At 71.6% G+C, this 22,798-nt stretch carries 15 protein-coding genes and 1 pseudogene; 9 read left to right on the top strand and 7 right to left on the bottom strand.

Annotated features, from left to right (window positions below):
- Positions 1 to 242: 242 nt before the first annotated feature.
- From ABD811_RS20440 to ABD811_RS20425, 4 genes are all read left to right on the top strand, one after another.
- Positions 243 to 839: an RNA polymerase sigma factor gene (locus ABD811_RS20440; protein ID WP_344949846.1), complete on the top strand. Its 597-nt coding sequence runs from the start codon at positions 243 to 245 to the stop codon at positions 837 to 839.
- Complete coding sequence (locus ABD811_RS20435; protein ID WP_344949843.1) at positions 832 to 2,061, top strand: CU044_5270 family protein; 1,230 nt, start codon at positions 832 to 834, stop codon at positions 2,059 to 2,061. The genes ABD811_RS20440 and ABD811_RS20435 overlap by 8 nt, the downstream gene beginning before the upstream one ends.
- Positions 2,062 to 2,262: 201 nt before the next feature.
- Positions 2,263 to 3,237 carry a glycoside hydrolase family 5 protein gene (locus ABD811_RS20430; protein ID WP_344949840.1) on the top strand — a complete coding sequence of 325 codons (975 nt, stop codon included), beginning with the start codon at positions 2,263 to 2,265 and terminating at the stop codon, positions 3,235 to 3,237.
- Positions 3,237 to 3,413: a hypothetical protein gene (locus ABD811_RS20425; protein ID WP_344949837.1), complete on the top strand. Its 177-nt coding sequence runs from the start codon at positions 3,237 to 3,239 to the stop codon at positions 3,411 to 3,413. Before ABD811_RS20430 ends, ABD811_RS20425 begins: the two co-directional genes overlap by 1 nt.
- Here ABD811_RS20425 and ABD811_RS20420 read toward each other — a convergent pair.
- Entirely contained in the window at positions 3,386 to 4,132 is a 747-nt protein-coding gene (locus ABD811_RS20420) for a TetR/AcrR family transcriptional regulator (RefSeq protein ID WP_344949834.1), read from the bottom strand. The two genes, ABD811_RS20425 and ABD811_RS20420, sit on opposite strands and share 28 nt — an antisense overlap.
- A 102-nt stretch (positions 4,133 to 4,234) precedes the next feature.
- Here ABD811_RS20420 and ABD811_RS20415 point away from each other — a divergent pair, with 102 nt between their 5' ends.
- Positions 4,235 to 5,767 carry an MFS transporter gene (locus ABD811_RS20415; RefSeq protein ID WP_344949831.1) on the top strand — a complete coding sequence of 511 codons (1,533 nt, stop codon included), beginning with the start codon at positions 4,235 to 4,237 and terminating at the stop codon, positions 5,765 to 5,767.
- On the opposite strand, the gene ABD811_RS20410 is transcribed toward ABD811_RS20415, so the two are convergent.
- Complete coding sequence (locus ABD811_RS20410) at positions 5,709 to 6,863, bottom strand: S1 family peptidase (protein WP_344949828.1); 1,155 nt, start codon at positions 6,861 to 6,863, stop codon at positions 5,709 to 5,711. The two genes, ABD811_RS20415 and ABD811_RS20410, sit on opposite strands and share 59 nt — an antisense overlap.
- 102 nt (positions 6,864 to 6,965) lie before the next feature.
- Positions 6,966 to 8,501: a 3-hydroxyacyl-CoA dehydrogenase gene (locus ABD811_RS20405; RefSeq protein WP_344949825.1), complete on the bottom strand. Its 1,536-nt coding sequence runs from the start codon at positions 8,499 to 8,501 to the stop codon at positions 6,966 to 6,968.
- A gap of 159 nt (positions 8,502 to 8,660) precedes the next feature.
- On the opposite strand from ABD811_RS20405, the gene ABD811_RS20400 reads away from it, so the two are divergent.
- The 4 genes from ABD811_RS20400 to ABD811_RS20385 all read left to right on the top strand — a co-directional run bounded on the left by ABD811_RS20400 (position 8,661) and on the right by ABD811_RS20385 (position 13,737).
- A complete protein-coding gene (locus ABD811_RS20400) occupies positions 8,661 to 9,869 on the top strand; it encodes an acetyl-CoA C-acetyltransferase (RefSeq protein WP_344949822.1) in 1,209 nt (402 codons plus the stop codon).
- A 108-nt stretch (positions 9,870 to 9,977) separates the two neighbouring features.
- The gene (locus ABD811_RS20395) at positions 9,978 to 10,574 is read left to right on the top strand and encodes a DUF7691 family protein (protein WP_344949819.1); all 597 of its coding nucleotides are present in this window, start codon (positions 9,978 to 9,980) and stop codon (positions 10,572 to 10,574) included.
- Positions 10,575 to 10,946: 372 nt separating this feature from the next.
- Entirely contained in the window at positions 10,947 to 11,345 is a 399-nt protein-coding gene (locus tag ABD811_RS20390) for a hypothetical protein (protein WP_344949816.1), read from the top strand.
- A gap of 241 nt (positions 11,346 to 11,586) precedes the next feature.
- Positions 11,587 to 13,737 (top strand): (Fe-S)-binding protein, encoded by a 2,151-nt coding sequence (locus tag ABD811_RS20385; RefSeq protein WP_344949812.1) that lies wholly within the window; start codon positions 11,587 to 11,589, stop codon positions 13,735 to 13,737.
- A gap of 121 nt (positions 13,738 to 13,858) precedes the next feature.
- Here ABD811_RS20385 and ABD811_RS20380 read toward each other — a convergent pair whose 3' ends face one another.
- From ABD811_RS20380 to ABD811_RS20365, 4 genes and pseudogenes are all read right to left on the bottom strand, one after another.
- A complete protein-coding gene (locus ABD811_RS20380; protein ID WP_344949809.1) occupies positions 13,859 to 14,740 on the bottom strand; it encodes a glycine betaine ABC transporter substrate-binding protein in 882 nt (293 codons plus the stop codon).
- Between the two features lie 169 nt (positions 14,741 to 14,909).
- Positions 14,910 to 15,650 (bottom strand): annotated as a pseudogene (locus tag ABD811_RS20375) (ABC transporter permease); the annotation flags it as partial.
- Between the two features lie 136 nt (positions 15,651 to 15,786).
- The gene (locus ABD811_RS20370; protein WP_344949807.1) at positions 15,787 to 17,061 is read right to left on the bottom strand and encodes a quaternary amine ABC transporter ATP-binding protein; all 1,275 of its coding nucleotides are present in this window, start codon (positions 17,059 to 17,061) and stop codon (positions 15,787 to 15,789) included.
- Between the two features lie 2,326 nt (positions 17,062 to 19,387).
- A complete protein-coding gene (locus ABD811_RS20365) occupies positions 19,388 to 21,268 on the bottom strand; it encodes a multicopper oxidase family protein (RefSeq protein ID WP_344949804.1) in 1,881 nt (626 codons plus the stop codon).
- Positions 21,269 to 22,798: the final 1,530 nt, after the last annotated feature.

The following is a 22,798-nucleotide window of genomic DNA, read 5'->3' as shown; positions in this document are numbered from 1 at the left end:
GCGAGCGAAAGCGACCCGGGGCGCGGCGGAGTAGGGGTTCCCGGGCGTGCGGCCCGGAACGGTCGTCGAACGCCATGCGGTGCTCGACTCCGGCTGGACGAACGAGTCGCCGCACCTCGGCTGATCCGGCGGACGTCCCGGCGGGCGCGCGGGCGGCGCCCGTGAAGAAGAAATCCGGGTTCGGCTGAGTAACGGGTGACCGCCGTTCGCCTCGAAAGGCCGGATATGGAATGGAGCCACGGATGACCGCTCCACCGGACGTCGCGACCGACGACGACGCCGCGGTGATCGAGCAGTCCTGGCATGAGCCCGATCGATTCGCCGTGATCTACGACAGGTACTTCCCGGAGATCTACCGCTACGTCGCGGCCCGGCTCGGCAGGGACGTCGCCGACGACATCGCCGCCGAGACGTTCTACGCCGCGTTCCGCAAGCGCGACCGCTTCGACCCGGCGCGCGGGGCCGTACGGCCCTGGCTGTACGGGATGGCCACCAACCTGGTCGGCCGGCACCGGCGCGACGAGGGCCGCCGCTACGCGGCGCTGGCCCGCGTCGCGCCGGAGTCGCGCGCCGACGGGCACGAGGCCCGGGTCGCCGCGCGGGTGGCCGCCGAGGGCGTCCGGCCGCAACTGGCCGGGGCGCTCGCCGGGCTGCCCGAGGGCGACCGCGACGTGCTGCTGCTCGTCGCCGTCGGCGGGCTGCGCTACGAGGAGGTCGCGCAGGCGCTGGAGATCCCCCCGGGGACCGTCGGATCACGGATGAACCGGGCTCGACGGAAGCTGCGGGAGGCACTGGGCGGGACCGACCCCACACACGCGGAGGAGGACTCCCATGGATGACATGCGCGACGACACGTTGTTGGTCGCCGCCCTGCTCGACGAAGGCGGCCCCTCGCCGCGGGTCACCGCCGCGGGCCGGCAGGGCCTGCTGGAGCTGACGCGCACGGCGGGCCGGACGCCCGCGCACCAGGACGAGCACCAGCACGAGCGCCGGGCCGGGCGCCGGGCCGGGCGGCGGAACGGGTGGCTTCGGGGGCGCCGCCCGCTCGGCCTCGGGCTCGGCCTGGTCGCGGCCGCCGCAGCGGCCGCCGTCGCCGTCGCGACGGTCGGTCAGGGCGATCCGGGCGGCCCCGGTGACGCGCCGAGCGCGGAGGAGTCGGCCCGCATGACCCTGATGGCCGCCGCCGACCGCGTGGAACGGCAGCCGCAGGGGCGCTACTGGTACAACCACCAGCGGGTGAGCCTGCCGCTGCGCGCGCTCGGCCGCGACGGCGGTTACGTCGTCGAGGAGAGGAACGAGACCTTCGAGGTCATCGGCCGCACGAAGGGTGACGGCCACACCTTCTACGGGCGGGACATCGCCGCCCGGCCGCAGACCCGGGCGGACGAGGCGGCCTGGCGGGCGGCCGGTTCCCCCTCGTCGTGGAAGGTGGAGTCGAGCGGCGTGACCCGGACGCTGACCTCGTCGAACGAGCGATGGGTCAAGGACGACGACGGCAAGGGCGGCACGTTCAACATCGGCGGAATCGGCTGGTACACCTACGAGGAACTGCAGAACCTGCCGACCGACCCGCGGGCGCTGCGCAAGGAGCTGTGCGAAGGGACCATCAAGCACGAGCCGGGCGTCGCCGAGCAGTTGAAGGAGCGCGGGGTGACGAGGTCCCCCAAGAAGGGGGGCTGCGCCACCCCGGCCCAGGCTCTCGGGCTGGTCTTCAGCGTGCTGAGGGACACCCCCGTGCCGCCGAAGGTGCGCGCCGCGCTCATGCGGCTGGCGACCGACCTTCCGGGTGTCACCAGGCTTCCCCGGGCCACCGATCCGCTCGGCCGCACCGCCGTGGGCCTGGCGGCCGACCTCTCGGCCGACCCGACCGGAGAGGTGACGCGCGAGGAGGTCCTCTTCGCCCCCGGCACCGGGCAGCTGCTCGGTGCCCGGAGCGTGCTCGTCAAGCCGGGACGGAACGACGAACGCTGGCAGACGCCCGGCCGGACGACGCACTACTGGGCGATCGTCGCCTCGGGCTGGACGGACACCATGCCCAAGCCGCCTGCCGCGGTCCGGTAGGCGCGGACGCGCGAGTTCCCAACGCCCTCGGACCGGTCGGCGCCCCGGTCCGAGGGCTCGCGCCATCTCGGCGGGGGGTGGCGTGCCGCGCGAGTCGCCACCCCGCCGGACGGGGACGTCGGGGCAGCCGGCGGAGGCCGGGTTTTAATGGTGACCAGGGAGTACGCACGGCGAAGCGATCAAGGTCAAGGCGGAGTCGGCTTGGGTGATCCCACGGGCCGCCGTCCCCCTCGCGGCGTCGCCAGGCACACCCGGCGCGGGTTGGGCGCGCTGGGTGCCGTCCTCGCCGTGCTGCTGCCGGTCTCGGCGTCCGGGCCCGGGGTGTGCCCGCGATCCGGTGCCGGCGGCGTCTCCCCGGGCTTCGTCCCGCCGCCCGGTGCTCCGCGTTCCGGCGGGCCGCCGGAGCGCGGGCCGCCCGCCGGCAGTCCGCTCGCGGTCAACGGGAGGCTCCGGGTCTGCGGCACGCGGCTGTGCAACGAGCACGGCAGCCCCGTCCAACTGCGCGGCATGAGCGCGCACGGCCTGCAGTGGTACCAGGACTGCCTCACCCGCGGCTCGCTGGAGGCGCTGGCCCGCGACTGGAAGGCGGACGTTCTCCGGCTGCCGGTGTACGTGCGGGAGGGCGGCTACGAAAGCGGCCCCCGCCGGACCACCGACCGGGTCCACGGCCTCGTCGCGCAGGCCGCCGCCCTCGGCATGTACGTGATCGTCGACTGGCACGTGCTCGGCCCGGGGGATCCGCACCGCGACCTCGGGCGGGCCGCGACGTTCTTCACCGAGATCGCGCGACGGCACGCGGCGCGGGGGAACGTGCTGTACGAGATCGTCAACGAGCCGTACCTGGTGCCCTGGGCGCGCGTCCGCGACTACGCCGAACGGCTGGTGCCGCTGATCCGGCGGTACGACCCCCGCGCGCCGGTCCTGGTCGGGACGCGCGGCTGGTCCTCGCTCGGCGTGTCGGAGAACTCCGACGAACGGGAGATCGTCAACGCCCCGGTGCGCGCGGGCAACGTCATGTACACGTTCCACTTCTACGCGGGCGCCCATGGACGCCGGTATCTGGACGCGCTGTCACGCGCGGCCGACCGGATCCCGGTGTTCGTCAGCGAGTTCGGCACCACGGACCCCCAGGGCGTGGGCGACGACTTCGGCCGGCCGGGCGGTATCTCGACCTGATGGCCCGCAAGAAGATCAGCTGGGTGAACTGGAACTACAGCGACGTCTCGGTGTTCCGCGCCGGGACCTGCCCGCACGGCCCGTTCGCGGGCACCGCGTCCCTGCGTCCCGCGGGCGTGTGGATCCGGGCCCGGCTGCGGGCCCCCGATCAGGCGCCGCGGCGGCCGGGGGGCTGACCGGCGCCGACGCGGGCGGCGAGGCCGTCCAGGACGCAGTCGAGGCCGAAGGTGAAGCGGCCCTCCAGGACGTCGGCGTCGTCCTGGGCCCAGACCTGGGTGATGTGCTCGGCCAGGCGCGGGCGTTCGGCGTTGACGCGCTCCAGGTAGGCGCCCATGGCGGCCAGCCACTCGTCGGTGGTGGTGCCCCGCTGGTGGACCAGCCAGCTGGCCTCGCTGCCCGCCGCGCCGATCACGTAGTCGACGATCACCGCCCAGGCGTACTCCAGGTCGTAGCCGGTGAACCCGGCGTGCCCCAGCGCGGCCAGGACCTCGTCCATGACCCGGGTGGCGTTCGGGCCGATCATGGGGCGGCTGCCGAACAGCGTGACCGTCCACGGGTGCCGGTGGATCATCGTGCGCAGCGAGCGGGCGTAACCGGTCATGGCGGCGCGCCAGCCGCCCTCGGCGGTCGCCGGAGGGACCGTCACCTCGGCCATGACCCGGTCCATGGCCAGTTCCAGGAGCTCCTCCTTGTTGGCCACGTGCCAGTAGACGGAGGTCGCGCCGGCGTTCAGCCTGGCGCCGAGCCGCCGCATGCTGAGCCTGCCCAGGCCGTCGGCGTCGAGCAGTTCCAGGGCCGCGTCGACGATCTGCTCGCGGTGCAGGGTGGGCTGCTGCTCGCGCCTGGACCGCGCCGGCCGCGTCCACACCGACACGGGTGCCTGTGCCTTCGCCATCCGCACACCTCCTGACCGGTCCAGGGTAGCCGCACTTGAACACTGTGCGAGGCGCCTCGTACAGTGTGCGAGTCAACTCGAACACTGTACGAGGAGTGGGCGATGAACCCGTACCGACCCCCCGAACCGCACCCGCGCCGCTGGCGGATCCTCGGTGTGCTGTGCCTGAGCCTGTTCGCGGTCGTGGTGGACAACACGATCCTCAACGTGGCCGTCCCGGCGCTGCTGCGGGACCTGGACGCCACCACCTCCGACGTGCAGTGGACGATCGACGCCTACTCGCTGGTGTTCGCCGGGCTGCTCCTGACCGCGGGCGGCCTCGGCGACCGGTACGGCCGCCGGCGGGCGATGGTCGCCGGGTTCGCGCTGTTCGGCGGCGGGTCGCTGCTGGCCGCGTTCGCCGCCGGCCCCGGCTGGGTGATCGCCATGCGGGCGCTGATGGGCGTGGGCGGCGCGCTGATCATGCCGGGCACGCTGGCGATCATGGCGGAGGTCTTCGCCCCGGACGAGCGCGCCAAGGCGTTCGCGATCTGGGGCTCCACCTCGGTCGTCGGCGTGGCGCTCGGCCCCACCCTGGGCGGCCTGCTGCTGGAGCACTTCTGGTGGGGCTCGGTGTTCCTGGTGAACGTGCCGGTCGCCGCCGTCGCGGTGGTCGGGCTGGTCGCGCTGGTGCCCGAGTCGCGCGGGCCCGAGCGCCGCGCCGACGTCGCGGGCGCCGTGCTGTCCACGATCGGCATGGCGGCCCTGGTCTGGGCGGTCATCTCCGGTCCCGGGCACGGCTGGACGGGCGCGCGCACGCTCGGCGGGCTGGCTACGGCCGTGGCGGCGCTGGCCGCGTTCGCGCTGTGGCAGCACCGCAACCCCGAACCCATGCTGGACCTGCGCCTGCTGGGGCGGCGCGACTTCTCCGGCGCCGCGGTCATGATCGCCGTGTTCTCGTTCGCGCTGGCCGGGACCCTGTTCGCGCTCACCCAGTTCCTGCAGCTGGTGCTCGGGTACGGGCCGCTGCGGGCGGGCCTGGCGCTGCTGCCGGTCGCGGCCGCCGGCGCCGTCGGCAACGGCGTGGGCGCCGCCCTGGAGGGCCGGCTCGGCAACGCCCCCGCCCTGGTCGCCGGGTTCCTGGCCATCTCCGCCGGGCTCGGCGCGATCGGCCTGGTGGACCCGGGCGACGGCTACCCGGCGATCCTGACCGGGCTGGTCGTGCTCGGCTTCGGCGCCGGGCTCGGCTCACCGCCCGCCTACAGCAGGCTGATGGCCGCCGTCCCCCGGGAGCAGGCGGGCGTGGGCTCCGCGGTGAACGACGCGGGCCAGGAGGTCGGCAACGCGATGGGCGTGGCGGTGCTCGGGAGCGTCATCTCCGCCGCGTACGCGCGCGGGCTGCCCGGCACCGCCCCGGACGCGGCGCGGCACTCGCTCGGCGAGGCCCTGTCGCTGGGCGACCCCGGCCTGGCGCAGGCCGCCCGCGACGCGTTCGTGCACGCCCTGTCGACGGGCGCCCTGGCGGCCGCCGCCGCGACCCTGGCCGTCGCGGTCCTCGCCGCGCTGGCCTTCCGCGGCGGCCGGGCCCGGCCCCCGGCTAGAACACCTCGGCCCCGAACCGCTGCAGCGCCTCGGTCACCGGCTGGAAGAACGTGACACCGCCGACCCGGCAGTCGCCCGAGCCGCCGGAGGTCAGCCCCAGCGCGGTCGTCCCGGCGAACAGGGGCCCGCCGCTGTCGCCCGGCTCGGCGCACACCGTCGTCTGGATCATGCCGCTGACCGTGCCCTCGGGGAAGTTGACGGTCGCGCCGACGGCGGTGACCCGGCCGGTGGAGACCCCGGTGGTGCTTCCGCTGCGCGCGACCCGCTGCCCCACGACCGCCTCCCCGGCCTCGGTGATGTCGCGGGTCTGCCCGTTGTAGAGGTTGACGCCGCCCTGCCCGGCCTGGCCCGCCTGCGCGGACCGCACGAGCGCGAAGTCGTCGCCGGGGAAGCTGCTGGCGACCGTGGCGCCGAGCGGCCGGGCGCCCCGCTGGTCGGCCGTCCACTCCGGCACGGCGTTGCCGCAGTGCCCGGCGGTGAGGAAGAAGTCCTCGCCGCCGCGGCGGACGTTGAAGCCCAGCGAGCAGCGCGACCCTCCGCCGAAGATCGCGTCCCCGCCGTCGGCGAAGGTGCGCAGCCGCCCCGCGAACCGCACCATCCGCACGGACGAGCCCATCTGCCGCGCCGTCCGCTGGACGCGGGCCATGCGGGCGCCGGTGACCGACGCGTCCGTCCACAGCACCACCTGGGACGTGACGGGGTCCACGGCCCAGCCGGTGCCCGGCACGTCCGCCATCGAGTCGCGCAGCGTCGCGGTGACGCGGTTCAGCGTGGCCGGGGCGCGCCGCGCCGTCTTCGGCACGGCACCGGCCGCGCGCACCATGGCCGCGTCGCCGTCGTTGGTGACGGTGACCACCGCGCGGCCCGCCGAGTCGACGTAGCCGCCGTTGGTGCGGGCGCCGAGCCGGCCGGCGAGCGGGCCGAGGAGCGCGCCCGCGCCGCCGCCCGCCTTCCGCCGCCCGGCCTGCGCGGCGTTCTGCCCGCCGCGGGCACCCCCGGCCAGCGCGGCCTCGCGTGGCGGGTCCGTCTTCGCGTCGGTGTTCACCGCGTACAGCGAACCGGCCACCAGCCCCGCGGCCCCGAGGACCACCGAGGTACCGGTGACCATCGCGCGCAGACGGCGTTTCCTGGCGGTGTTCGGACGCCCCATGAGCCCTCCCAGCTCCCACATCCCGGGATCTACGTCGGGGAGATACGGCGCCTGGCCGCGACGAAGTTCAAACCGGAACGAAACGGAGCCGGGAGGGGCCCGTCAGAGCAGGTCGCCCGGCGTGGTGCCGGCCGCGGTGAGCGGGAGGCCGAGTTCGGCGCGTTCGGCCAGCCACAGGCTGGGGCGGTAGCGCGGGTCGCCGGTCGCGGCGTGCAGCCCGCGCAGGACGCGCAGCACGGTGGCGGCGCCCGCGTGGTCGCCCCACTCCAGCGGGCCGCGCGGGTAGCCGAGGCCGAGCCGCACCGCCGTGTCGATGTCGTCCGCGCGGGCCAGCCGCTGCTCGGCGATGGCGCAGCCGACGTTCACGATGGAGGCGAGCAGCCGCTGCGCCACCGGCGCGGGCGCGTCCCGGACCACGGTGACGGGCCGTCCGGTCGCGGCGAGCGCGGCCAGCGCGGCACGCCCGGCGGCCGGGTCCACGCCGGGATGCACGCCGAGGGTGAGCCGCGATGCGAAACCGCCGAGCGGGTCGACGCCGAGCACCCGCTCGGCGGGCAGGCCGTGCTCGCGCGCCACGTCCAGCGCGCTGCGCCCGTACGGGGCGACGAGCACCACCGCGTCGGCCGACGGGCGCTCACCCCGCTCGACGTTCTGGCCGAGCAGGGAGCCGAGGGCGTCCCGCACGCCCGGCTCGGTGTCGTGCACCCAGACCGGACGCGCCTCGGCGGCCGGGACGGCGGCCTCCGGCGGCTCCTGCTTGGCGCCGTCCACGTACCGGTAGAAGCCCTCGCCGGACTTGCGGCCGAGCAGCCCCGCCTCCATCCGCGCCCGCGTGATCCGGGACGGACGCAGCCGCGGCTCGTCGTAGAAGCCCGTCCAGATGCTCTCCAGCACCGGATGCGACACGTCCAGCCCGGTCAGGTCCAGCAGCTCGAACGGGCCCATGCGCAGGCCGAGCACGTCGCGGGCGATCCGGTCGACGTCCACCGGCTCGGCCACGGCCTCGCCCAGGATCTGCAGCGCCTCGGTCACCAGGCCGCGCCCGGCGTGGTTGACCAGGAACCCGGGGGTGTCGGGCGCCAGCACCGGTTCGTGGCCGAGCCGCCGGACGAGATCGGTCAGCGCCCCCGGGATCCACGCGGCGGTCCGCGCCCCGGCGATCACCTCGACCAGCCGCATCAGCGGCACCGGGTTGAAGAAGTGCAGCCCGGCCAGGCGGCTCGGATCGGCCAGCCCCGCCCCGATCGCCGTCACCGACAGCGAACTGGTGTTGGTCGCCAGCACCGTGTGCCCGGGGCAGATCTTCTCCAGCGCGGCGAACAGCTCCCGCTTGGTCGCCACGTCCTCGCGGACGGCCTCGATCACCAGGTCGCACCCGTCCGCCGGGGCGAGCGGCCCGGCCACCGGACGCAGCCGCGCCGTCGCCGCCGCCGCGTCCTCGTCCGTCATCCGGCCCTTGGCCGCCAGCCTGCCGAACATGCCCGACACGTGGTCGACGGCGGCCGTCACCGCCTCGGGACGGACGTCGGCGAGCTCGACCGTCAGCCCGCCCGCCGCCGCCAGCTGTGCGATTCCGCGGCCCATCACGCCCGTGCCGACCACCCGCACCGTGCCGACCCGTTCCGCCCAGCCGTCCATCGCCGCCTCCTGTTCGCGCGCGGATTCCTGACCGCATTCAACCTTCACTGAGCGGAAGGCCGGAGGCCGGGGTGATCGGCGGACGGCGTAGCCTCGCAGTGGCCGCTGTTCGTCGCGCAGTGGCCTGGTTGGGCCGGTTTCACGGTGAGGAGCGAAACGATGCGCGATGTGGTGATCTGCGAGCCGCTGCGTACCCCGATCGGCCGGTTCGGCGGGGTGCTCAAGCCCGTACCGCCCGTCGAGCTGGCCGCCACCGTGATCCGGGCGCTGCTGGAGCGCACCGGCCTGCCCGGCGACGCGGTGGACGAGGTGATCCTCGGCCACTGCTACCCGACCTCCGACGCGCCCGCCATCGGCCGGGTCGCCGCGCTCGACGCCGGGCTGCCCGTCGGCGTCGGCGGCGTCCAGATCGACCGGCGCTGCGGCTCGGGGCTGCAGGCCGTGCTCGACGCGGCCATGCAGATCCAGACCGGCGTCAGCGACCTGATCATCGCGGGCGGCGCGGAGAGCATGAGCAACGCGCCGTTCTACACCACCGAGGCGCGCTGGGGCCTGCGCGGCGCCTCCCTGGAGCTGCACGACTCGCTGGCGCGCGGCCGCGTCACCGCCGGCGGCCGCAACCACCCCGTCCCCGGCGGCATGCTGGAGACCGCCGAGAACCTGCGCCGCGAGTACGGCATCCCGCGCGAGGAGCAGGACGAGCTGGCCGTGCGCTCGCACCAGCGGGCCGTCGCCGCCCAGCGCGAAGGCCGGTTCGACGACGAGATCGTCCCCGTGACCATCCGGTCGCGCAAGGGCGACACGGTGGTCGACACCGACGAGCACCCCCGGCCCGACACGTCCATGGAGAGCCTGGCCAAGCTGCGTCCCGTCCTCGGCAGGACCGACGACGAGGCCACCGTCACCGCCGGGAACGCCAGCGGCCAGAACGACGCCGCCGCCGTGTGCGTGGTGACCACCCCCGAACGGGCCGCCGAACTGGGGCTGCGGCCGCTCGTCCGGCTGGTGTCGTGGGCCCGCGCCGGGGTGCCGCCGCGCACCATGGGCATCGGCCCCGTCCCCGCCTCGGCCAAGGCCCTGGACGCCGCCGGGCTCACCCTCGCCGACATGGACCTCATCGAGCTGAACGAGGCGTTCGCCGCGCAGGTCCTCGCCGTCACCCGCGAGTGGGAGTTCAAGGACGCCGACTTCGACCGTCTCAACGTCAACGGCTCGGGCATCTCCCTCGGCCACCCGGTCGGCGCCACCGGCGCCCGCATCCTGGCCACCCTCGCCCGCGAGATGCACCGCCGCGACGCCCGGTACGGCCTGGAGACCATGTGCATCGGCGGCGGCCAGGGCCTGGCCGCCGTCTTCGAACGCGTCTGACGGGCCCCGGCCCCGTCACGCCCGCGCCCGCGGCCCGATGGAACCGGACCCGGGCGCGGAGGCGTCCCTTCGTTGATCAACACGTCGATCACGGAGGAGAGACCCTCGATGAGCTACGCGATCATGCCTTACGCCGTGCCCCTGAACGAGCTCCAGGCGATGATCGGCTCGCGCGACACCGCGCTGCTGGACCGGCTGCGCTCGCAGTGGTCGAGCCACCTGGCGTCCCTGGACGAACTGCGCGAGGACACCGGCCTGGACGGCGACGACGTGCCGTCCGCCGAGCGGGCCCTGGAGCAGATGATCATGGGAGAGCCGTACGACGACCGCATCGGCTTCCTCTACGGCTACTGCCTCAAGATCCTCTGCGGGTACGCGGGGTGGAGCCTGCCCAACGAGGGCTGGTGGGGCATGCGGTTCTCGTGGTTCGAGACCGTGGCCGGCGAGCTCAAGAACGCCGGTGTGGACTTCGACCCCACCGACCTCATCTTCGGCGGGGCGCCGATCTCGCTGCCCTTCATCGGGGACTTCCCCAACATCGGCCATCTGAAGCGCGCCGAGATGATCCCGCTGCTCGCCCGCTTCGACGGCCTGAACGAGGACGCCGTCACCGATCGGGAGGCGCTGGAGGCGATCCTGCAGATCCGCGACTGGCTCCGCCAATGCGTGGCGGCCGAACGCGACCTGGTCTGCTTCTACCACTGACCGGCGTCGCCGAGCCCCGAGCGCGGAAAGCGCCATACCGCGCTACCGGCAGGAGCAGCCGCGACGGTGGCGGACGCATCCCCGTCCCGTGCGCCAGTGGCGCCGGCCGCCCGTCCGCCGGCTCGCTGGGGACGAGGTGATCGGGCGGCGGGTCGAGGGCCGGCAGAGCGGGTGGCGAGCCCGCCGGGTACCGAAGCCGTCCGGCGCGGTACCCGGCGGGCCCGTCCGATGAGGAGGAGAGCGCTTCGAGGGCGGTGAGGGCCTGGCCGCCGTCTTCGAACGCGTCTGACCGCCCACGACTGGCCACTCCGTGTCCAGGTAGGGAAGGCTGGGGCCATGGTGGCGGAAGGGATCACAAGGTTCGGCGAACCCATGAGCGAGCGGGGGGTGGCGTTCCGCTGCGCCGAGTGCGGCGAGGTGGCGGCCACCGTGCGGCTCCAGCCCCGCGAGGGCCCCGTGAACATGGGGCCACCGCTCGGATATCAGCGGCAGCCCCGGGACGGCGCCGTCCTGGACGGCTTCCTGGGCACGGTATGGCACGCGATTGAGCGCCTGACCTATGACGAGATGGCCTGGTTCGTGGCACAGGAACGGCCGGACGCCGCCTGGCTGCGCGCCAAGGACTGGCAGCTCGCGCCGTTCTACTGCCGCCACTGCGAGCTGAACTACTGCCGCGCCGACTGGCACCCCCAGGTCCGCTTCGACGAAGGCTTCTACGACTGCACCGTGGGCCACTGCCCCCGCGGCCACCAACAGACGATCGACGACTGACCCGCGCCGGAAACCCATGCGCCGCCGGGCTTGTCCGGCCGATTCGCGGTGCATATATATAGGCGATCTCGCGTGGCCGGGACCGGCCCTCGCGGGGGCGGCGTCCTGTGGCCGGGTGGGACGACGCATGCGGTGGAAGGAGCATAAGCTACCGCCGAGTAGTATTCGGGGCCCGGATGAATCACGGACTGTCGCGAGCCCTACGCTGGCAGCCGACGCCGTACCTCGGGAGGACGGAACAGTGTTCTGGCTCACATTGATACTCGGGCTCGCCGGAACGGCGGTCGCGGTGGCGCTCGCCGGGCGGCGGGTCCTGTTCCTGTGGAAGCTGTTCACCAGCGGGCAACCCGACCCCGAGCGCGTCCTGCAGGTCAAGCGTGATCCCAAGGCCGACCTGGAGGGCCAGGTCGTGGAGGTCATGGGTCAGCGCAAGCTGCTCAAGTGGACCGCCTCCGGCCTGGCGCACTTCTTCGTCATGTGGGCGTTCATCCTGCTGATCACCGTCTACCTGGAGGCGGCCGTCGCGCTGCTGTTCGGGCTGGACGCGCACATCCCCGGCCTGCAGACGTGGGGCCCGATCGGGTTCGTCCAGGACACCATCGCGCTGCTGTGCCTGGCCGGGCTCGTCGTGTTCTCGATCATCCGGTGGAAGAACTCGCCGAAGAAGCTGGACCGCAAGTCCCGGTTCAAGGGCTCGCACACCGGCGGCGCCTGGCTGATCCTGTTCATGATCTTCAACGTGATCTGGACGATGTTCTTCTTCCGGGGCGTGGCCGAGGCCAGCGGCAACCTCGCCTTCGGCAAGGGCGCGTACTTCTCCTACCTGACCGGGCAGCTGTTCGAGGGGCTCGGCCACGACACCCTCGAGGTGCTGGAGTCGATCGGCCTGCTGGCCCACATCTACGTCGCGCTGATCTTCCTGGTCATCGTCGTCAACTCCAAGCACCTGCACATCTTCCTGGCGCCGCTGAACGTCATGTTCAAGCGCCGCCCGGACGGCCTGGGCGCCGCCCAGCCGATGATGAGCAACGGCAAGCCGCTGGACTTCGAGGAGGCCGACCCCGACGAGGACGTCTTCGGCCGCGGCAAGATCGAGGACTTCACCTGGAAGGGCTTCCTCGACATGGCCACCTGCACCGAGTGCGGGCGGTGCCAGTCGCAGTGCCCGGCCTGGAACACCGGCAAGCCGCTGTCGCCGAAGATGGTCGTCCTGGACCTGCGCGACCACGCGTTCGCCAAGGCCCCCTACATGCTCGCCTCCGAGGAGGAGCGGGAGAAGTTCACCGACGAGCAGAAGACCGCCATGCAGGTGGACAAGCCGCTCGTCGGCGAGGACGGCGTCATCCACCCCGACGTGCTGTGGTCGTGCACCAACTGCGGCGCCTGCGTCGAGCAGTGCCCGGTCGACATCGAGCACATCGACCACATCCTGGACATGCGCCGCTTCCAGGTGATGATCGAGTCGAGCTTCCCGTCCGAGGCGGGCGTGATGCTCAAGAACCTGGAGAACAAGGGCAACCCGTGGGGCATGTCGGAGATGAAGCGCCTCGAATGGATCGAGGAGCTGGACTTCGAGGTCCCCGTCGTCGAGGAGAAGGTCCCCGAGGACGCCGAGTACCTGTTCTGGGTGGGCTGCGCGGGCGCCCTGGAGGACCGCGCCAAGAAGACCACCAAGGCCGTCGCCGAGCTGCTGCACATCGCGGGCGTCAAGTTCGCCGTGCTCGGCCCGATGGAGGCCTGCACCGGTGACCCGGCCCGCCGCCTGGGCATGGAGTTCGTCTTCCAGATGCTGGCCCAGCAGAACGTGGAGACGCTCAACGAGGCCGGCGCCAAGAAGATCGTGGCGACCTGCCCGCACTGCTTCAACACCCTGGCCAACGAGTACCCGCAGCTCGGCGGCAACTACGACGTCGTCCACCACACCCAGCTGCTGGCGCACCTGGTCGAGGAGGGCAAGCTCACCCCGATCACCCCGATCGAGGAGAACATCACCTACCACGACCCGTGCTTCCTGGGCCGCCACAACAAGGTCTACAAGCAGCCCCGCGACATCATGGCCAAGGTCCCGGGCGTCAAGACCCAGGAGATGCACCGGCACAAGGACCGCGGCTTCTGCTGCGGCGCCGGCGGCGCGCGCATGTGGATGGAGGAGCGCATCGGCAAGCGCATCAACACCGAGCGCGTGGACGAGGCCCTGGGCACCAACCCCGACACCGTCTCCACCGCCTGCCCGTTCTGCCTGGTGATGCTGGGCGACGCCATCAACGAGAAGAAGAACGCGGGCGAGGCCAAGGAGTCGCTGGAGGTCGTGGACGTCTCCCAGCTGCTCATCCGCTCCGTCAAGGGCGAGGGCAGCCCCCAGGGGGAGAAGGAGCCCGCCACCGCGGAGTGAGCCCGCGGAGTGAGCCCCGCGGAGTGAGCTGACCGACCGCGAGCAAAGGGAAAGGGCCGTCCGGTGACCGGACGGCCCTTTTCCTTGCGCGGCGACGTTCTCGGTGACGCCGGCGGCGCGATCAGCCGGTGATCGACGTGGCGAAGGTCGGGTTGGCCTTCAGCCACTCGTCGACCGCCTGGTCGGGCTTGCCCTTGTACTTGTTCTCCATGAGGTCCTCCAGGGACCCCAGCTGCTGGTCGTTCATCTTGAACTTCTTCAGCCAGCCGGTGACCTCGGGCTGGTCCTTGCTGAAGTCCTCGCGGGCGACGGTGTTGATGCCGTCGGGCTGGCCCATCGCGCCCTTGGGGTCGGCCAGGTCGCGGACCGGGTACTTGCTGTACGCCCAGTGCGGCCGCCACAGCGTGACGATGATGTCCTTCTTGGCGTCGGTGGCCTTCTTCAGCTCGCTGAGCATGGCCGCCGTGGACGAGGTCGTCACCTCGTACTCGTCCTTCAGCCCGTAGGCGGGCAGCATCTTCTCCTGCGCCACCCGGTACAGGCCCGAGCTCTTCTCGATGCCGATGATCTTGCCGCCGTACTGGCCGCCCTTGCCCTTGAGGTCCTCCAGCGACTTCAGCGGCGAGTAGTTCGGGACCGCGATCGTCAGCGGCGCCTTGTCGTACCAGACGCCGATCTTCTCCAGCTTGTCGCCGTACCGCTTCCAGTAGTCCTCGTGGGTGCCCGGCAGCCAGGCGTCCACGAACACGTCCACGTCGCCGCGCGCCATGCCGGTGTAGAGCGGACCGGTGTCGAGCGTCTTCACCTCGACGGTGTAGCCCTTGTCGGTGAGCATCCGCTTCCACAGCGCCGTGGCGGCCTCACCCTCGGCCCAGCCCGCCACCACGCCGATGGTGATCTCCTTGTCGTCCCCCGAGCCCGATCCGCCGCCGCATCCGGCCGCGGTCAGCGCCACGGCCAGCGCCGCGGTGGCGATGGTCAGACCCTTGAACTTCAAGCGCATGCTGTCATGTCCTTCCGTCGGTTACAGGAGTTCAGGCGGGCGTACCGGGGGTTTCCGGGCACGGTCGTCCGGCGCCACGCCTGGACGGCCGCCCGCGTGCGTCACGGGTGCGCACCACGGCTCGTGCCCGTGTGCGCGCGGGGGCGGCCGTCCGTCCGCCGCAGGTCGATCAGGCGGTCATCTTGGCGGTGGCGCGGGACACGGCCGAGCGGTCGCCCAGCGCCGAGGTGACGCGGTCCAGGAAGATGGCCAGCACCACGACGGCGAGCCCGCCCTCGAAGCCCTTGGCGATGTCGACCCGCTGGATGCCCTGCAGCACCTCGTCGCCGAGGCCGCCGGCGCCGACCATCCCCGCGATGACGACCATCGACAGCGCCAGCATGATCAGCTGGTTGACCCCCGCCATGATGGACGGCATGGCCAGCGGGATCTGGATACGCGTCAGGATGCGTCCCGGCGCGGTGCCGAACGCCTCGCCGGCCTCCACCATCTCCGCGTCGACGCCGCGGATGCCCAGCTCGGTCAGGCGCACCCCGGGCGGCAGCGCGAAGATCACCGTCGCCACCACGCCGGGCACCACACCGATGCTGAAGAAGAAGATCGCCGGGATCAGGTAGACGAACGCCGGCATCGTCTGCATGAAGTCCAGCACGGGACGCAGCACCCGGCTGGTCATGTCGTTGCGCGCCGCCGCGACGCCCAGCGGGAGCGCCAGTATCAGCGCCACCACCGTCGACACCAGCACCAGCGCGAGGGTGTCCATGGCCGGCTCCCACAGCTCCATGCTGTCGATCAGCGCGAAGCCCACCAGCGAGAACACGCCCAGCTTCCAGCCGCTCAGGAACAGCGCCAGCAGCGTGAAGACGCCGACCAGCACCAGCGGGGGCGGTGCCGTCAGCAGGCTGGTCAGCCCCTCGACCGCGCCCTCCACGGCCGAGCCGATCGCGTCGAACAGCCAGCCCAGGTTGTCGGTCAGCCAGTCCACGACGTCGGCGAACCACTCGCCGACCGGGGCGCGCGGCAGCTCCACGGCCGCCACCACGGCGTCAGCCGGCATTGCTCACCTCCCGCGTCGCCGCGGGCACGTTCTCCCTGGGCTCCGCCGGGGGCGCGGCCGAGTCGGTGACCTCGTGCAGATGCGTGCTGATCGCGCCGAGCGCGGCCAGCAGCGTCACCCGCGGGATCACGCCGAGCAGCGTGCCCCTGCCGTCGGTGACCGGTACCGGCAGGTCGCTCTCGGCGCAGCGGGCGAACAGGTCGGCCACCGGGGTGTCGGGGGAGACGGGGTCCAGGTCGCCCGGGTCGAGCAGCCCGTCCAGGTTCTGCCGCCCGTCCTGCACCGCGTCGGCGATCTTGGCGGCGCTCACCCGGCCGACCAGCCTGCGGTCGCGGCCCACCACGAACGCCGCACCGGTCTGGTGCTCGCGCATCGTGCGCAGCGCCGTCCGCGGGCCGGTGTTGGCGGGCACGGTGACCAGCGGCTTCTCCATGACGGACGCGGCGGTCAGGACCCTGGTACGGTCCACGTCCTGCACGAACTGCGCCACGTAGTCGTTGGCGGGGTCGGTGAGGATCTCCTCGGCCGTGCCGATCTGCACGATCCGGCCCTCGCGCATCACCGCGATGCGGTCACCGATGCGCATGGCCTCGTTGAGGTCGTGGGTGATGAACACGATCGTCTTGCCCAGCCGGCCCTGCAGGTCCAGCAGCAGGTCCTGCATCTCCCGCCGGATCAGCGGGTCGAGCGCGCTGAACGCCTCGTCCATCAGCACGATGTCGGTGCCGGACGCCAGCGCGCGGGCCAGACCCACACGCTGCCGCATCCCGCCCGACAGCTGGCCGGGCAGGTGGTCCTCCCAACCGTCCAGGCCCACCACCTCGAGGAACTCGCGGGCGGTCTTCTCCCGCTGCTCCCTGGGCACCCCCTGGACCTCCAGCCCGTACGCGGCGTTGGCGAGGACGCTGCGGTGGGGGAACAGCGCGAAGTGCTGGAAGACCATACTGATCTTCTTCTGCCGCAGTTCGCGCAGCGGCTTGGCGGGCATGCGGGCGATGTCCTGCCCGTCGACCTCGACGCGTCCCGAGGTCGGCTCCAGCAGCCCGTTCAGCATCCGGATCAGCGTGGACTTGCCGGAGCCCGACAGGCCCATCACCACGAAGGTCTCGCCGCGCTCCACCTCGAACGTGGCGTCGACCACGGCGGGAGTCACGCCCAGGGCGCGGATCTCCGCCAGATCCGCACCGGCGTCAAGTTTTCGCAGAGCTTCGCCGGTCTTGCGGCCGAACAGCTTGGTAACGCTTTCCGCGCGGAGTATGGACACGGTCTCCTTTCCGGGTTTCCACGGACACCCGGTACGAGCCGGGTGCCACCCCCGGGGGCTGCCAGGGGCGCGCGGAAACATCTCCATGAGCGCGTCCTTGCGGCGCTCCGAGGTTTCCTTTCCACGGCCTTGTCGTCCGGCGTGATGTGGTTCACACAAAGTGAAGGTCAACCGGACGTCAACGCTGTGCGTCGACTGAAACTACCCTCCCTGGGTAGATGTTTCATCTTTTGGTGATCTGAGTCACACTCCGCGGCGGTCCGCGCACACTCCCCCCACGGTGGGGCCCTCCGCTCACACCCCACCGCGATGTCACGTTCCAGTACCTACCCCCCAGCAACCACGCACAAGCCCCTGCGCTACCCCTCCCCACCTCTCCCCACACCAACACCCGTACACCCCGTGAACTCCCTCACGAAAACCAAAAACCCCACCAATCACCCAAGCCACAAACCCAACACATCCCGCGCTACGCGACGTCCCACGAACTGCTAAGCGCAAGCCGCAAGCACAGGAAGGGCGAGCCTCCCAGCACAAGGCCCCTACGCGTAACCAGCCGAGCACGTGCACGAAGAGCGCGCAAAAGCTCCACACGCGCCGCGGCGCTGGAGGAGGCCCCGTCGCGAGACGCCTGCCTAAGCAGGCGCGCGCGGAGAGCACGCGGAGCCGAGCGCACACCGTGGCGGTGCTGCTCGGCCCGAGGCACATGCGTGTGAGCAGGTGACCGCGTGCGCGGAGAGCACGCGGGGCTGAGTGCGCACCGTGGCGGTGGACGGGGTGCTCGGCGCGGGGGCGCATGCGTGTGAGCAGGCGAGCGCGTGCGTGGAGAGCGTGCGGGGCTGAGCGCACACCGTGGCGGTGGAGAGGCCTGGCGCGAGGCGCATGCGTGTGAGCAGGTGAGCGCGTGCGTGGAGAGCGTGCCGGGCTGAGCGCGCACCGTGGCGGTGGAGGGAATGTTCGGCGCGAGGCACACATGCATGGAACTGACGACGTGTTGGTGGTGGGGGCCGAGGGTTTTTGTGAGCGACGTTGCTGCAAAGGGAGGCGTTCGAGCTGAGGCACACGCGTGGAAACAGGTGACGGTGTGCCTTGAGTGCTGACGAGCCTCCGAGCGGCCCCCGGCCTGTCGCCGACCCGGTCGCATGCGTCGGCGCCACGCGGCGCAGGGCCACGTGGCCATCGCGAGGCGCATGCATGGAACTGACGAGGTGCCGGATGAAGCGGGCGCAGCGTTGTGTGAACGGTGTCAGTGAAAAAGGGTGCTGCTCGATGCAAGACATATCCGTGTGCAAACCGATGACAGTGGGCCTTGAGTGTTGAGGAGGGCTGAGCGCCCCAGAGCGACCCCTGCTTGCCGCCGGCCGGGGCGCGTGCGTCGGCGCCACGCGGCGCAGGGCCACGTGGCCATCGCGAGGCGCATGCATGGAACTGACGAGGTCCGGGAGTGGAAGCGGGGCGGGGTTGATGTGAGTGGTGGTGTGGGGGAAGCGGTTCGATATGAGGTACATGCGCGCAAATAGGTGACTGTGGGCCTTGAGCGCTGAGGACGGCTGTGCGCTCCTGAGCGACTACCTGCCTGTCGCGCCCGTCGTGTCGTGTGGCGGCGCCACGTGGTGTAGGGCCGCGTGGCCATCGCGAGGCGCATGCATGGAATTGACGAGGTGCGCGGGGTGAATGCGGGCAGAGGGTTGACGTGCTGGGACGCCTGCGCGATCGGGTCCACTCTCAAACCGTGGGGAGGGACTGTCGGCGCTCAACGCCGCCCGCGACGCGGTCGGCCTGCACCCGCTGGACTCGGTGATCGACACGTTCGACCGCGTCGACCGGCTGCTCGTGCTGTCCCCACGCGCTCTCGACTACCCCGGCAGGCACTTCCCCGCCTTCCTGCGGCACGTCGGCCCACGCTCGACGACCCGGCGTTGTGAGTGGTGTGTGGAAAGGGGGAGCTGTTCGATGCGAAGCACATGCATGCAAACGGTGAAGTGTGGCCTTGAGTGCTGAGGATGGCTGAGCGCCCTGAGCGGCTACCTGCCTGCCGCCGGCCGGGGCGCGCGCGTCGGCGCCACAGGGCGCAGAGTCGCGTGGCCATCGCGATGTTGCATGCGTGGAACTGACGAAGTGTGAGTGGGGGGCGGGTGAAGGGTTGTTTGCGAGCGGTGTTGTGAAGGAGGAGGCCCGTTCCATGCGAGGTACCAGCGTGGCAACAGGGGAGGTGGGGGCCTGAGCGTTGAGGCGTGGCGTAGAAGGCGGGCCGCCTCCGGTGTGGGAGGCGGCCCTGCGGTGTTCGGAGTCGAGTGTGTGCCTGCGTGACCAGCGGGGCTCCGGGTTAGTGCTTCGCCCCATGGCCTCGGTCTTTGGGGCGGCTGTCGCCCTTGGTGGGCTTGCGGCGGCGGACGACCTCGTAGGGGCGCATCATCTCGTTGTCCTCGTGCTCCAGCATGTGGCAGTGCCAGACGAAGCGTCCGGGGATGTCGAAGCGGGCCTTGATACGGGTCGTCTGCCGGGGCAGCGCGGTCACCGTGTCGAGGTAGCCGGTGTCACCCGGGCCCGGTGGCGCCGTGCCGTCCGGACCGCGTCCGACCACCTGGAACTGGACCTGGTGCAGATGGATCGGGTGCGCTTCCACGGTGTCATTGCGCAATGCCCAGATCTCGGTGGCGCCGAGGATGGGGGACTCGGTGACCGGGTCTCCCCACATGCGCGGTACCGCCGTATCGGATGCGCTGATCGTGCCGAGCAGCGTCCGGATCGGGCTGGCGGTGGGATTGGAGACGGTCGACATCTCCTCGGTGAGCACGAGACGGCGGGTGTTGGCCGCCGCGCCCAGCGACGGGAACGGGGGAAGCCGGAGCTGGTCGGGCGGAACGCTGCGGTCGGGGCCGCTGCGCGGGCGGACCACGAACTTCAGTACCTGGCCCGTGGTCTGCGGGTTCGCCGGTGGAAAGTCCACGCCGGGAGCGCCACGGCCGATGGTGGTGTCCGGGCCTTCGTTGATGAGCCACAGTTCGGTGCCCACGGGGACCTTGCTGAAGTCGATGACGGTGTCGCACCGGTTGCCGGGCGCGATCCGCAGCTGTTCGAACCGCACGGGCTTGGGCAGGAACCCGCCGTCGCTGCCGATCTGCCAGATGGACAGCGCCGCCCGAGCCGGCCGGGCGACCGGGTCGGCCGCGATCTTGAGGATCAGGAACCGCGAGTTGCAGCCGTTGAGGAACCGCAGCCGGTATCGGCGCTGTTCCACCGGCAGCACCGGCCATGTCCTCCCGTTGGCGACCATCGCGTTGCCGAAGAACTCCGGATTCCAGATCGGCGGCACGTCCGTGGCCGGGATGTACGGGCCGGGATAGCCGGCGAACGATCTGCTGTTCGGATAGAACAGCGAGCCGTCGGCGTAGAACGACCGGTCCTGGATCACGATCGGGATGTCGAAGCAGCGCTTGCCCCTGGGGTCGCCGACACCGGGAGTCGGACCGGGCAGCACGCCGTCCGGCAGGTCCGACGGACCGCCCCTCAGCAGGTAGAAGCCGGCCAGCCCCGAGTAGACGTTCGTCCGCGTCATGCCGAGCGCGTGGTCGTGGTACCACAGGGTGGTGGCGCGCTGGTCGTTTCCGTAGTGGAAGGTGGCGCTGCCCGGCCGCCACCGGACACCGAACCGTTGCTCGGATTCGGCCCGGAACCGGTCGTAGAAGGACCCCACCCTGGCGTATTCACGCGGTATGTTCCTCGCCGCCGGGAGATACCACGCCTCCGGGTAACCGTCGCTGTCCTGCAGGGTGTGACCGCCGTGCAGATGCGTCACGATCGGCACCGGCCCGCGATATGGGCCGGGTGTCGAGCTGAACACCGGTGTGGAGTCTCGGCGGGCGGCGCCGCCCGGCGGGTTGGCCCAGTGCAGGGTCGGGTCCACGGCCTCCAGAGACGGCAGGAAATCGCCGCGGGAATCCATCAGCTGGTTGATCCAGGTCACGCGTACTGGACGGCCGACCCTGGCGTTGATGGTGTGAGCCGGATAGCTGAACGTCCCGGGATGCGCCGTCGAGCCGTAGCCCCAGACGGTGGTCCGCGGCATGGACCGCGGCAGGACCTGCTGGCGGAACTGCCGCACCCCGATGCGGTACTCGGTGATGTCGCCGCGACGGCCCACCGGCGGCATCGCGAGCGGAATCAGGAGCTCCTCGACGTACTTGGGGATTCTCGCCGGATCCATGGGCCGCAGCCGTGCCGCTCCGAGGGCGCGTGCGGGAAAGAGCGTCAGCCCACCGCCGGCCGCGGCACCTGCGGCAGCGCCCACCCTGAGAACTTGCCTGCGCGTGAACATGAGCTCCTCCGAACCCGGCGATCAGCCTGCGAAATCGCCTGGAGACTGCCCCGGGAAATGGCGCGCCTAAACCGGCCGACGGTAAACTAACCGCCGCGAAGTCGCCCGATAGTCGTGCTGACAGAAACGCCGGAAAGGTAAGAGGATAAGGCGGCGGATGTGCATGTTCGCAGACTGCCGAATCATGCTGTTTGGGCTGCTCATCGGGCGTACGGTGGGACGTGCGGCCGTCTGAGGCGATCCGGAGGGTTGTGGGGCCTGTACCGGGATGTCGTCCTAGATTCGGCGAAACGTCAGGCTGCTGGCCCTGGGCGCCCGCACGGCCGAATGTGCAATTGCGGCCCATGACAGATGATCAGAGAAATGGTCGCGGCCGCTTCGGACCAGCCACCCGTTGTGCCCCGCCGACGCCGGACGCCTACCACCGCACCGCGGGCCGATGCCGCGGGACGTCGGGTGATGCCGCGGGACGTCGGGTGATGCCGCGGGACGTCGGGCGGTGCTGCGGGACGTCGGGCGATGCCGCGCGACGCCGTCCCGGTGCCGCCGCCTCTAACGCCTCGAACAACGCGGGCGTGCCCCTTGCCATCAGTACTCAGCTGCACGACACCTCCTTCGGCGGCGGCCGAGGATCGGGTGGCACCCGGCCAGGGCCCGCCGAACGTCCCGTTCCTCAACGTCGCGGCGGCGATCAGTGAGGATGCCGGATGGTGGGTCGGCGCGCAGTCCGATGTGTTCGCGGCCCTCCTCGACGTCCCGGAACGCCTGTCCGGTTACCAGCCCTTCCTGCGAATTTGGGCCGCCCGCGGCTGCCGGACGTCCACGTCCACTGGCTCTCGTCGTCCTGCCCTCGACTTGGGCGCCCCGCCGAGTACCCCCGGGCGTTTGTCCTGTTCGTGGCGGTGATCAGTGAGGATGCCGGATGATGGGTCGGCGTGCAGTCCGGGCTGCGGGGCCCTCCTCGACGTCCCCGAATGCCTGTCCGGTTACCAGTTCGTCTTGTGGTTTTGGGGCGCCCGCCGCTGGACGTCTTTGTCTCGCCGACTTTCGTCGTCCTGCCTCCGACTTGGGCGGCCCGCCGAGCACCCTGAGCGTTTGCCTGGTCGCGGTGGCGATCAGCGAGGACGCTCGACAACGGGTCGGCGGCGCAGCTCCGGCGTTCGGTGTCCTCCTCGACGTCCCGGAACGCCTGTCCGGTTACCAGTTCGTCTTGTGGACTTGTGTCGCCCGACGCTGGACGTCCTCGTCCCGCCAACTCTCGTCGTCCTGCGCCTCAATCCGGACACCTCGCCGAGAACCTAAGCGGATTCGTTCTGTAGCTCCCGCGTCCGGTGGCCTACCGGGCACCTCGTTCCGTCCGGATGCCCGGGCGTCCACCCTGCCGGAGCTCGTGTTCGTCCAGCACCTGGCCGCTGTCGC

It is taken from the genome of Actinomadura miaoliensis (assembly GCF_039536785.1).
GTDB classification, from domain to species: domain Bacteria; phylum Actinomycetota; class Actinomycetes; order Streptosporangiales; family Streptosporangiaceae; genus Spirillospora; species Spirillospora miaoliensis.
Note: the sequence above shows the minus strand (reverse complement) of the source record. Positions and strands in the feature narration are given on the sequence as shown.

Bases quoted from the DNA above. Each gene is read 5' to 3' on its own strand.
- ABD811_RS20440 (WP_344949846.1), top strand. From the start codon at position 243: ATGACCGCTCCACCGGACGTCGCGACCGACGACGACGCCGCGGTGATC.
- ABD811_RS20435 (WP_344949843.1), top strand. From the start codon at position 832: ATGGATGACATGCGCGACGACACGTTGTTGGTCGCCGCCCTGCTCGAC.
- ABD811_RS20425 (WP_344949837.1), top strand. From the start codon at position 3,237: ATGGCCCGCAAGAAGATCAGCTGGGTGAACTGGAACTACAGCGACGTC.
- ABD811_RS20420 (WP_344949834.1), bottom strand. From the start codon at position 4,132: ATGGCGAAGGCACAGGCACCCGTGTCGGTGTGGACGCGGCCGGCGCGG.
- ABD811_RS20415 (WP_344949831.1), top strand. From the start codon at position 4,235: ATGAACCCGTACCGACCCCCCGAACCGCACCCGCGCCGCTGGCGGATC.
- ABD811_RS20410 (WP_344949828.1), bottom strand. From the start codon at position 6,863: ATGGGGCGTCCGAACACCGCCAGGAAACGCCGTCTGCGCGCGATGGTC.
- ABD811_RS20405 (WP_344949825.1), bottom strand. From the start codon at position 8,501: ATGGACGGCTGGGCGGAACGGGTCGGCACGGTGCGGGTGGTCGGCACG.
- ABD811_RS20400 (WP_344949822.1), top strand. From the start codon at position 8,661: ATGCGCGATGTGGTGATCTGCGAGCCGCTGCGTACCCCGATCGGCCGG.
- ABD811_RS20395 (WP_344949819.1), top strand. From the start codon at position 9,978: ATGAGCTACGCGATCATGCCTTACGCCGTGCCCCTGAACGAGCTCCAG.
- ABD811_RS20390 (WP_344949816.1), top strand. From the start codon at position 10,947: ATGAGCGAGCGGGGGGTGGCGTTCCGCTGCGCCGAGTGCGGCGAGGTG.
- ABD811_RS20380 (WP_344949809.1), bottom strand. From the start codon at position 14,740: ATGCGCTTGAAGTTCAAGGGTCTGACCATCGCCACCGCGGCGCTGGCC.
- ABD811_RS20365 (WP_344949804.1), bottom strand. From the start codon at position 21,268: ATGGATCCGGCGAGAATCCCCAAGTACGTCGAGGAGCTCCTGATTCCG.